This window comes from Mesorhizobium sp. ES1-3 (genome assembly GCF_020164795.1).
GTDB lineage: Bacteria > Pseudomonadota > Alphaproteobacteria > Rhizobiales > Rhizobiaceae > Mesorhizobium.
Map to the genome: position 1 here is coordinate 176,345 of NZ_JAIUGW010000001.1, position 11,303 is coordinate 187,647.

At 66.0% G+C, this 11,303-nt stretch carries 9 protein-coding genes; 6 read left to right on the forward strand and 3 right to left on the reverse strand.

From position 1 onward, the window contains the following. The first annotated feature begins 9 nt into the window (after positions 1–9). The 5 genes from LB536_RS00830 (at position 10) to LB536_RS00850 (ending at position 5,927) form a co-directional block, all read left to right on the forward strand. Positions 10–969: an ABC transporter permease gene (locus LB536_RS00830; RefSeq protein ID WP_224589750.1), complete on the forward strand. Its 960-nt coding sequence runs from the start codon at positions 10–12 to the stop codon at positions 967–969. Continuing rightward, entirely contained in the window at positions 969–1,808 is an 840-nt protein-coding gene (locus tag LB536_RS00835) for an ABC transporter permease (RefSeq protein ID WP_140757699.1), read from the forward strand. Before LB536_RS00830 ends, LB536_RS00835 begins: the two co-directional genes overlap by 1 nt. Then, positions 1,805–3,553: an ABC transporter ATP-binding protein gene (locus LB536_RS00840; protein WP_224589751.1), complete on the forward strand. Its 1,749-nt coding sequence runs from the start codon at positions 1,805–1,807 to the stop codon at positions 3,551–3,553. The genes LB536_RS00835 and LB536_RS00840 overlap by 4 nt, the downstream gene beginning before the upstream one ends. A 244-nt stretch (positions 3,554–3,797) precedes the next feature. Continuing rightward, the gene (locus LB536_RS00845; protein ID WP_224589752.1) at positions 3,798–4,802 is read left to right on the forward strand and encodes a serine hydrolase domain-containing protein; all 1,005 of its coding nucleotides are present in this window, start codon (positions 3,798–3,800) and stop codon (positions 4,800–4,802) included. A 9-nt stretch (positions 4,803–4,811) separates the two neighbouring features. Continuing rightward, positions 4,812–5,927 (forward strand): anhydro-N-acetylmuramic acid kinase, encoded by a 1,116-nt coding sequence (locus LB536_RS00850; RefSeq protein WP_224589753.1) that lies wholly within the window; start codon positions 4,812–4,814, stop codon positions 5,925–5,927. Between the two features lies 1 nt (position 5,928). Here the strand turns inward: LB536_RS00850 and LB536_RS00855 are convergent, their stop codons facing one another. The 3 genes from LB536_RS00855 to LB536_RS00865 are packed head-to-tail and all read right to left on the reverse strand — an operon-like array spanning position 5,929 to position 9,561. Continuing rightward, on the reverse strand, positions 5,929–6,357 hold the full coding sequence (locus tag LB536_RS00855; protein ID WP_224589754.1) for a GNAT family N-acetyltransferase: 429 nt from the start codon (positions 6,355–6,357) through the stop codon (positions 5,929–5,931). Positions 6,358–6,388: 31 nt separating this feature from the next. Next, a complete protein-coding gene (locus tag LB536_RS00860; protein ID WP_224589755.1) occupies positions 6,389–7,744 on the reverse strand; it encodes a sigma-54-dependent transcriptional regulator in 1,356 nt (451 codons plus the stop codon). Next, positions 7,741–9,561 (reverse strand): sensor histidine kinase, encoded by a 1,821-nt coding sequence (locus LB536_RS00865; protein ID WP_224590069.1) that lies wholly within the window; start codon positions 9,559–9,561, stop codon positions 7,741–7,743. Before LB536_RS00865 ends, LB536_RS00860 begins: the two co-directional genes overlap by 4 nt. Before the next feature lie 303 nt (positions 9,562–9,864). Between LB536_RS00865 and LB536_RS00870 the strand changes: the two genes are divergently transcribed. Beyond that, on the forward strand, positions 9,865–11,193 hold the full coding sequence (locus LB536_RS00870; RefSeq protein WP_224589756.1) for a dicarboxylate/amino acid:cation symporter: 1,329 nt from the start codon (positions 9,865–9,867) through the stop codon (positions 11,191–11,193). The last annotated feature ends 110 nt before the right edge of the window (positions 11,194–11,303 follow it).

The window sequence follows — 11,303 nt, forward strand, 5'->3', positions numbered from 1 at the left end:
CTTCCTGGCGTGAACTATCTCTTGCGACGGCTGGCGACGTTTCCTCTCGTCCTACTTGGCGTATCCATCCTGGTCTTCGTGGCGATCCGGATGGTGCCCGGCGATTCGATCACGGCGATGCTGGGCACGGAGGCCGGCCTGCTAACGCCGGCTCAACGGGATTCGCTTGCCGCCTATTTCGGTATCGACCAGCCCTGGTTCGTCCAGTACTGGCGCTGGATCGGCGGCATCCTGCACGGCAATTTCGGCATCTCCGTCACCTATGGCCGGCCGGTTCTCGACGTCATCCTCGAGCGCTTTCCGCTGACGCTGGAGCTGGCTGTGCTTTCCATGATCATCGCGCTTCTGGTCGGCATGCCGGCCGGCATCTTCGCCGCCACGCGCAGCGAAAAACCGTCCGACCTCGGCGTGCGCATCGTGGCCATGATCGGCCAGTCGACGCCTAGCTTCGTGCTTGGCCTGTTGATCATCTACACGCTGTCGGCCGGCTTCGGCGTGCTGCCGGCGATGGGCGAATTCGCGCCGCTCTGGCAGGATCCCCTGCGCAATCTCAGCCAGCTGATCCTGCCAGCCATCACGCTCGGCTTTGCCTTCGCGGCGTCGGTCACCCGCATAGCGCGCTCGGCGATGCTCGACGTGTTGAGCGACGATTATGTGCGCACGGCCCGCAGCAAGGGCGCTTCGGCGCGCAGCGTCATCTGGCGGCATGCTTTGCCCAACGCGCTGATCCCGGTGGTGACGCTGAGCGGCATCGAGTTCGGCTATCTCTTGGGCGGCGCCGTCATCGTCGAGCAGATCTACGCCCTGCCCGGCCTCGGACGCATGGTGCTCGACGCCATCCTGCAGCGCGACTATGCGCTGGTGCAGGGAAGCGTGCTGTTCATCGCCTTCAACTTCATGATCGTCAATCTCCTGGTCGACCTCGCCTATGTCGCGCTCGATCCCCGCATCCGGCTGGGGGAACAGTGATGCGCATCCTGCGCGCGATCTTCGGGCATGGCAGCGGCCGCATCGGCGGCATCATCGTATGCGTCTATCTGCTGCTCGCCATCCTTGGCCTGCTCGGGCTGACGCCGCACAATCCGATCACGCAATACCGTATCGACCGGCTGCACGCGCCCAGCGCCGCCTACTGGATGGGCACCGACCTGTTCGGCCGCGATGTCGCCAGCCGCCTGATGGCGGGCATCGGCCAGTCCTTTACGGTCGCCTTCTTCTCGGTGGCGTTCGCGTCCCTTGCCGGAACGGTCCTGGGGCTCGCCGCCGCCTGGCTCGGGCGCCGCTGGGACGGCGTCGTGATGCGCATCATGGACGTGCTGCTGGCTTTCCCGGCGATCCTTCTGGCGCTGCTCATCGTCACCGTCGCCGGGCCGGGCACATGGACCAGCGTGGTGGCCATCGGCATCGTCTACACGCCGATCTTTACCCGCGTCGTGCGCGGCCCAGCCCTGTCGCTCAAGGCACGCGAATTCGTCGACGCCGCGCGCACCTTCGGCAGCAGTGCGAGCTATATCGTCACGCGCCACCTGCTGCTCAACCTCGTGGCGCCGCTGACCGTGCAGGTGACGCTGGCGCTCGCCTGGGCGCTGCTGACGGAAGCCGGCTTGAGCTTCCTGGGCCTAGGCACACAGCCGCCGGCCGCATCTCTCGGCCTGATGCTGAGCGACAGCCGCAATTTGATGGAGACCGCGCCCTGGCTGATGATCTTCCCAGGTCTGGCGATCATGATCAGCATCCTCGGCTTCAACCTGCTGGGTGACGCCTTGCGCGACATCCTCGACCCGAGGATGCGGAGAGCGTTCGCATGACCCCGCTGCTGTCGGTCTCGGATCTGCGCGTCGGCTTCGGCCGCAATCCCAAGGCCAATGAAGTGGTGCGCGGCGTCGGTTTCGATATCGCCGACGGCGAGACGCTGGCCATTGTCGGCGAAAGCGGCTCGGGCAAATCGGTGACCGCGCTTTCGATCAACCGGCTCGTCGATTTCGGCGGCGGCCGCATCACCGGCGGTTCGATGAAGCTCAAGCGGGCCGATGGGACCATCTTCGAGTTGGCGGCCGCGACCGAGGCGCAACTCACCGGCATTCGCGGCGCCGAGATCGGCATGATCTTCCAGGAGCCGATGACATCGCTCAACCCGGTGCTGACCATCGGCACCCAGATCGAGGAATCGTTCCGCCTGCATCGCGGGCTGACAGGCTCGCAAGCCACGGCAGCGGCCAGGGACGCGCTCGACCGCGTGCGCATTCCCGATGCCGCGCGACGGCTGAAATACACACCCAACCAGCTGTCCGGCGGCATGCTGCAGCGGGTAATGATCGCCATTGCGCTCGCCTGCAACCCACGTCTGCTGATCGCCGACGAGCCGACGACGGCGCTCGACGTCACCGTGCAGGCGCAGATCATGGCGCTGCTGGCTGAGCTGAAGCGCGAAAGCGGCATGTCGATGATCTTCATCACCCACGATATCGGCCTGGTCGCCGGCATCGCCGACAAGGTGATGGTGATGCAGAACGGGCAGGCAGTTGAACAGGGCGAGCTGAACCAGATCCTCGACAGACCGCGGCACCCCTACACGCAGCATCTGCTGCAAGACGTGCCGCATTTCGCCAGCGGCCGGGCGACACGCGCGGACGGGCAGCGCGACAAGGCCGAGAACACGCAACCGGCCTTGAAGGTCGATGGTCTCGTCGTGCGGTTTCCTCTCAAGAGCAATTTCTTCAGCCGCGCCACCGGCGCGGTGCATGCCGTGGACGGTGTCGATTTCGACCTGATGCAAGGCGAGACGCTGGCCATCGTCGGCGAGAGCGGTTCGGGAAAATCCACCACCGCAAAGGCGGTTCTCGGGCTGGTGCGGTCGACGCGCGGCAGCTTCTCGGTTGGCAGCCGAATGGCGTCGGCGGAGCGGGGCGCCAAGCCCGTGCAGATGGTGTTCCAGAACCCCTACGCTTCGCTCAACCCGAGGCTGACCATCGAAAGCATTCTGGCCGAACCGGTGATCGCCACCGGCGGGCGGATGGATGCCGAAACCCGTGCCACAATGGCGGGCCTGCTCGAACGCGTCGGCCTGCCCAGGAACAGCCTCGAGCGCTATCCGCATGAATTCTCCGGCGGCCAGCGGCAAAGACTGTGCATCGCCCGCGCGCTGATGCTCAACCCGTCCGTCGTGGTTCTCGATGAAGCGGTGTCGGCGCTCGATGTCTCGGTGCAGGCCAAAGTGCTGGAGCTGCTGGTCGACCTGCAGCGCGAGTTTGGGCTGGCCTATCTGTTCATCTCGCACGACATGGCGGTGGTCGAACGGATCGCGCACCGCATCGCCGTCATCTATGCCGGCCAGATCGTCGAGATCGGCGACGCGCAATCCGTGCTATCGAAGCCGAAGCATTCCTACACGAAGAAGCTGATCGCCGCCGTTCCGGCCATCGACCGGCGGCACGAGCATTTCGAAATCGACACGCGCCAGGTGCCGTCGCTGGTCAGGCCGCAAGGGTTTGAACCGGCGCCGGCGAAATGGGAGCGGTTTGGCGGGGATCATATGGCGAGGGTGGAGGCGTGATGGCGCTGGGATATGCAAGGTCGGCGGGACAGCACCCCCCTCTGCCCTGCCGGGCATCTCCCCCGCAAGGGGGGAGATTGGCAGCTTCGGCGTACCGCTCCCTCCAGAGACGTCGGCAATTGGGGAAAGCCGCTATTACGGCCGATCTCCCCCCTTGCGGGGGAGATGTCCGGCAGGACAGAGGGGGGTGTGAAGGATCGCCGACTTTTCCGCTTGACGACATGCCGACATCCGGAGGCCGGCATTGACCGACCTCGCCGAGATCTTCGACAGCGCATTCGCGCCCCTGGCAACGGCAGTAACCGCCAAGCGCATCCCCGGCGGCGTGCTCGGCATTGTCAGCCGTGATGGCGACCGCATCGTCCGGTCCATCGGCTCTGCGCAGCTCGTGCCTGAGCCGCGGCCGATGCGGGAAAACACCTGGTTCGACCTGGCGTCCCTGACCAAGGTGATCTTCACCACGCCACGCATCCTGGCGCTGGTGCAGGACGGCGTCATCGATCTCGACGCGCCGCTGATCTCGGTGCTTCCCGACCTTCGCCAGTATGACGCGAACGCCTGGGAGCGCAAGGTGACGTTCCGCCAGTGCCTCGGCCACCAGACGCCCTTCCCGGCTGTCGAGCCGATCTACACCTATGGACGCGATCCCGAACTGCTGCGCGCCTTCATCCTGCAGCGGGAATGGCGGGCACGCGACCCCGTCTATTCCGACATCAACTTCATCCTGCTCGGCTTTGCGTTGGAGCGGCTGTCGGGCAAGAGCATCCGCGCCATGGAGCCCGGCCCGGGTTTTGCATGGTTCGCGCAGCCCGATGCCGCCGCTGCGACCGAGGACTGCACCTGGCGCCACCGCGTGCTGTCCGGCGAGGTCCACGACGACAATTGCTCGGCGCTGCAAGGCGCTGGGCACGCCGGCCTGTTCGGCACGGCCGCTTCGGTGCTCGATTTCGCGCAGGGACTGCTGGACGGAACCGGCGCATCCGAACAATCGATCGCGCTGATGCGCGCGCCCCTGTCGGCCACCCGAACCCATGGTTGGGAGCGCCCCTATGAGGGCTGGTCCGGCGGTGCGCAATGCAGTCCGGGAACGATCGGCCATACCGGCTTTACGGGCACGGGACTGTGGATAGACTTCGACAAGGGCAAGGCATGGACTTTGCTCACCAACCGCATCCATCCGACACGACATTTCGACAGCGGCATCGTCTCGCTGCGGCAGGCGGTCGGCGATCTCGTCAACAGGGGCTAGGGATAGACCATGGAACCAATCTGGGCCGTCGGCCTGATGACCGGCACCGTGCTTGACGGCAACATCGACGTGGCACTGATCAAGACCGATGGCGAGCGGATCGAGGATTTCGGCACCTACCGGCTGATGCCCTATCCCCCGTCGATCCGCTCCTTGCTGGAGGAGACGCTGACAGCGGCCAGAGCCTGGAATTTTGTCGGACCCGAACCGGCGATCTTTCGCAAGGCGGACGAGGCTCTGACGCGTGCGCAGTCGGCAGCAGTGAAGGAACTCGTCGAAGGATACGGCATGACAATGGCTGATGTCGGCGTCATCGGCTTTCACGGCCAGACCGTGCTGCACCGTGCGCCGCAGGTCGGACGGCTCGGCCAGACCCGCCAGCTTGGCGATGGCGAGCTGATGCACGAGATATTGGGTACCAAGGTCGCCTATGATTTCCGCTCGGCCGACATGCGCGCCGGCGGGCAAGGCGCGCCATTGGCCGCCGCCTATCACACCGCGCTGATGCGCAGCGCCGGTGCCAGTGGCGAGGTGGCCGTGCTCAATCTCGGCGGCGTCGCCAACATCACCTGGTGGGACGGCGCCGACAATGTCATCGCCTTCGATACCGGCCCCGCCAACGCGCCGCTCAACGACTTCATCAAGTCGAAAGGGCTCGGCGAAATGGACCGCGACGGCGCGCTTGGCCGCGCGGGAACGGTCGACGAAGCCCGGCTCGCCAAGCTGTTGCAGCATCCCTATCTGACCAAGGCCTACCCGAAATCGCTCGACCGTTTCGACTTCGGCGCGGCCATGGCCGATGGCCTGAGCGCCGAGGATGGAGCGGCCCTGCTTACCGCCTTCACCGCGTCGGCTGTCGGCAAGGCGCTCGACCTTCTGCCAAGCCGGCCGAAGAAGCTGGTGGTCAGCGGCGGCGGCCGCCACAACCCGACGATGATGGCCATGCTGGCCAGCCGCGCCGGCGTCGAGGTGGTGCTGGCCGAAAGCCTCGGCTGGAGTGGCGACGCGGTGGAGGCGGAGTGCTTTGCCTTCCTCGCGGTGCGCGTGCTGCGCGGCCTGCCGATCAGTTTCCCGAGCACGACCGGCGCACCGCAGCCGATGCGCGGCGGAAAGCTGGCTGGTTAGTTCACGCGGGCGATAGTTTCTTCCGCAGGAAGATGCGGCTGCGGCCGACCGGGAAATCGGCCAGCGTCCCGAAAGGCTGATAGCCCTGCCGCTGATAGACCTTGGCGGCGTTGGGATTGAAGGTGTCGATCCAGGCATTTTGGCAGCCGCGCGCCACGGCTTCGCGTTCAGCCGCGTCGAGCATCTGGCCTGCCATATGCTGGCCGCGCAGCCTTTCATCGACCCACAGCCATTGCACGTAGAGCCAGCCCCAGGCGGTGTAACCCGAAATGCCGGCGACGATCGCGCCGTCCTCATCGCGCACGAACACGGCCAGCGCTTTCCTCTGGGAAGGCCCGACATCGCCGTCGTTGAACGCCGTCAGCCGTTCACTGAGAAAGGCGAGTTCTTCCGTCTGGGGATTTGCCGTCGTTTCGAGCGTGGTGTTCATGGCTTTTCCGGGATTGCATGGCTTGGGAGTATCAAGAGGGGCGGAAGTCGGAAGCGGCGATGCCATGGCGCTTGAGCTTGTCGTAGAACGTCTTGCGCGGCACGCCGAGCGCGTCGATGGCGCCGCGCACATCGCCGCCATGATGGCGCAGTGCGTCGCGGATGAGCTGCGCCTCGTATTGCCCGACCCTTTCGGGCAGCGCGGCGACAGGCTCCGGCAATCGTGCGGGCGAGGACCTGGCTTCGTCCTCAGGCCCAAGGCCGAGCGCGACGCGATCGGCGAAATGCGCGAGCTCGCGCACATTGCCCGGCCAGTCGTGCGACTGGAGATGACGGCTCACGGCGGCGTTCACCCTGGCGAGAGGGCGGCCGAACCGTTCCGCCGCCTTGCCTAGGAAATGGCCGAACAGCATCGCGATATCGCCGCGCCGCTCGCGCAGCGGCGGTATGCGCAGCGTCACCACGTTGAGGCGGAAATAGAGGTCCTCGCGGAAATCGCCGCGCTGGTCGGGCCGGCCGAGGTCGACCTTGGTCGCCGCGACGACCCGGAGATCGAGGCGCCGTGTCTCGTTCGAGCCGAGCGGAGTGAGGCTGCGCGTCTCCAGCACCCGCAAGAGCTTGACCTGCAGGGCCGGTGGCATGGATTCGATCTCGTCGAGAAACAGCGTGCCTCCGCTGGAGTGCTCTATCCGGCCAATCCGCCGCCGCTGCGCCCCGGTAAACGCGCCGGCCTCGTGGCCGAACAGCTCGCTTTCGATGACGGTTTCGGGCAGAGCGCCGCAGTTCAATGCGACGAAGGGCTTTGTGCGACGCCGGCCCCACCGATGCAGGAGGTCGGCGACGACTTCCTTGCCGGTTCCGGTCTCGCCTTCCACCAACACGTCGACATCCATGTCGGCGATCTGGCGCAAGGTCTCGCGCAATCGCCTCATGGCGGGTGCTTCGCCGATCAACGGCATGCCGTCGGCGGCAAGTGCCGCGGCTTCGCGGAGCCGCCGGTTTTCCATGACCAGCCGCCGCTTCTCCGATGCCCGTTTCAGCGCCTCGACCAGACGCTCCCCCGCATAGGGTTTCGGGATGAAATCATAGACGCCGTCCTTGAGCGCGGCGACCGCAAGATCGACATCGCCATGCCCGGTGACCAGGATCACCGGCAAGTCGGCGTCGACAGCCTTGATGCGGTCGAAGAGCTGCAGACCGTTCATGCCAGGCATGCGGATATCGCTGACGACCACACCCTCGAAATCCTTGTCGACGACGCCAAGCGCCGCTTCGGCGGCGTCGAGCGCGATTACCGTGAAGCCGGCAAGTTCGAGCAGTTGCGTGGTGGCATGAAGCAGGTCGGCATCGTCGTCGACGAGCGCCACCAGCTCTGATCCCTGGGTCATTCGATCCGCCTCAAGTCGATGGTGAAGGATGCGCCGCTGGCGGTGTCGGGGTCGAGCCGCAGCGTGCCGCCCAATTCCTGGGCGATCTCCTGCGAGATCACCAGGCCGAGGCCAAGCCCCTTCTCCTTGGTGGTCTGGAACGGCATGAACAGATTGCCGGCGGCTTCCGGCCCGAGGCCGGGCCCATTGTCGCGCACCGAAATCAGCACGTGACCGTCACGTTCGGCGAGGTCGATCTCGATGCGGGGATCGGGGCGGTCCTTCATGGCGTCAAGCGCGTTCTGCAACAGGTTGACCAGGATCTGCTCCAGCCGGATGCGGCTTGCCATCACCAATGGCGATGCGGTGCCGCGCGGCTTGACGATGGTGACGCCGGAATCGCGGATGCGGCCGGACAGAAGCGACAGCGCGCCCTCGATCGCCTCGCGCACCGGCAAGGGCGAGGCAGCAGTGCCGGGCCGGCGGGCAAAGCTGCGCAGCGTGCCGGTGATGGCGCCGATGCGTTCGGTCATCGAGACGATCGAGGTCAGATTGCCGCTCGCCGGTTCGGTCTTGCCGGCGTCAAGGAAGCGGCCGGCGTTCTCGGCATAGGTGCGGATCGCGGCGACCGGCTGATTGATCTCATGCGCCACGCCGGCGGCGATCTGGCCGAGGATGGAGAGCCGGTTGGCCTGGGCGAGATCGTCGCGCAGCCGGCGGACCTTGGCCTCGGCATTTTCGCGCTCGGCGATTTCGCCGGCGAGAGCGCTGTTGGATCGGGTCAGTTCAGCCGTCCTTGTGCTGACCCGGCTCTCGAGTTCGGCATTCATGCGCGCCAGCGCTTCCTGCCGCAGCCGGCGTGCGCGACGGCGCCGGGTGAACACGTAGGCAAGCAGCCCCATCAGCAGCAGCCCGAGCAGCGTCGTCAGGCGCGCGGTGTTGGCGGCGGCAGCCAGGGCGGCATCGGCGGGCGTCAGCAGCCACAGGCGCCAGCCGGGAACGGCATCGGGCAAGTCCTGCACCACCTCGACGAACCGGCGCGATTTTCCGGCTTCGTCGATTGTCGCCAGACCGTCACCGGCGCCACGCCGTATCGGCAGCGGCTCGAAGGCGGCGTCGACCAGTTGAAGCTGGTCATGCGCCGAAGCGGCGTCCGCGGCGGAGAGCGGCGCCAGCGCATGGAAGCGCCAGTCGGGCTGGCTGGTGGCCAGAACGACGCCGCGCCCGTCGGTGACGAAAACGAGAAAGCCGCTGGCGCGCCAATTGGCTTCGACACCGCCGAGTTCGACCTTCAGAACCGCGACGCCAAGCGGTTTGCCCCCGTCGTCGACACGGCTGGCGAGGTAGAGTCCCGGCTTGCCGCTGATCGTGCCGAGGCCATACTGGCTGGCGGCGCCCTTGGCCATCGCATCGGTGAAATAGTGGCGAAAATTATAGTCGATGCCGACAAAGCTGTCCGGCTGGCCGGCATTGCTGGCCGATATCGCCATGCCCGCCGTATCGATGACATAGACGGCGGACGCCGACGCATCGCCGGCGATGGCCTTCAGCTTGGCGTCTAGAGCGGTTTCCTCGACCTTTCCGGCGCGGCGCAGCGCATCGCGCACCGCATCGTCGCGCGCCAGCACCAGCGGCACGAGACGCTGCTTTTCGATTTCGCCGGTCAGCGTTCCCGCCGCCAGCGGCAAGGCGGCCAGTGCCCCGGCGCGCAGGTTGCCGGCGGCCTGCCCCTCGGCGATGCGCCCGGCAATGGCGACCGCGCCGACCAGCACCGCGAGCGCGATTGCTAGAAGCAGCCAACGGCCGCCGCGCAGGCGCGCTACCGCTTCGCGCAACAGGTCGCGACCGGCAAATCCTGGGGCTTCGCTATCGATGCGCTGTCGCGGCGTCGGCCCTCTCCTTCCCTGCAAGGCTTGGCCCCAGTCTAATGCGAAATTCCGCCAGGGCAAACAAGAGCTGTGCGGAAATCCGCACAGGTCTCCGTCGAAAGCAGGGCAGGAACGGCTGAGACCCGGGAATTCCGGTCTTTCCGCCATCTGGCACAGCGCTTGCAAAAGTCCTTGCAGCGGCGGGCGACCGGAACGCCGCGATGGGAGAAGTCACGCAGGGCGGGTTCCGTCCATCCGGCCAGGGAGAGTTCCATGCATATCGCAGACCAATCCGCCGCGCCCGCCGCGCAGCGCAAGCCCCTCTATGCCCAGCTCTACGTCCAGGTGCTGGCGGCAATCACCGTCGGCATCCTGCTCGGCCATTACTATCCGTCGATCGGCGAGAGCATGAAGCCGCTGGGCGACGCCTTCATCAAGCTGGTGAAGATGATCATCGCCCCGGTCATCTTCCTGACGGTGGCAACCGGCATCGCCGGCATGAGCGACCTGCAGAAGGTCGGCCGCGTCGCCGGCAAGGCGATGCTCTACTTCCTCACCTTCTCCACGTTGGCGCTCATCATCGGCCTTGTCATGGCCAATGTCGTGCAGCCGGGCGCCGGCTTCAACATCGACCCGGCGACGCTCGACGCCTCGACGGTCAACACTTACGCCGCCAAGGCACATGACCAGTCGGTCACCGGCTTCCTGATGAACATCATCCCCGGCACGATCGTCGGCGCCTTCGCCGACGGCGACATCCTGCAGGTGCTGTTCTTCTCGGTGCTGTTCGGCATCGCGCTGGCGCTGGTCGGCGACAAGGGAACGCCGGTGCTCAACTTCCTGCAGGCGCTGATGGCGCCGATGTTCAAGCTGGTCGGCGTGCTGATGAAGGCAGCACCGATCGGCGCGTTCGGCGCCATGGCCTTCACCATCGGCAAATACGGCATCGGCTCGGTCATCAACCTCGCCATGCTGGTCGGAACCTTCTACGCGACGTCGTTCCTGTTCGTGTTCGTCGTGCTCGGCGCCGTCTGCCGCTACAACGGCTTCTCGATCCTGTCCCTGATCCGCTACATCAAGGAAGAGCTCCTCCTGGTGCTGGGCACCTCGTCGTCGGAAGCGGCCCTGCCCTCGCTGATGGAAAAGATGGAAAAGGCCGGCGCCAAGCGCTCGGTGGTCGGGCTGGTCATCCCGACCGGCTATTCCTTCAATCTCGACGGCACCAACATCTACATGACGCTTGCCGCCCTGTTCATTGCCCAGGCGACGAACATCCATCTATCGATCGGCGATCAGATTCTGCTGCTGCTGGTCGCCATGCTATCCTCGAAGGGTGCCGCCGGCATTACCGGCGCCGGCTTCATCACCCTGGCCGCGACACTTTCGGTCGTGCCCTCGGTGCCGGTCGCCGGCATGGCGCTGATCCTCGGCGTCGACCGCTTCATGTCGGAATGCCGGGCGTTGACCAATTTCGTCGGCAATGCGGTGGCGACGCTGGTCGTGGCGCGCTGGGAAGGCGAACTCGACGAGGCCAAGCTGGCCAACGCATTGGCTGGCACCGCCGACGACAGCCTGCCGGCGGACATCGTTCCCGCCGAGTAATCCGCCGTTCCGTGAAATGACGACGGCCGCAGGCACGCAGCTTGCGGCCATCGTCTTATGTCCGTGACGTCAGGCGGCTTTGCCCAGCGGCGCCAGCGCCTTGCCATCGG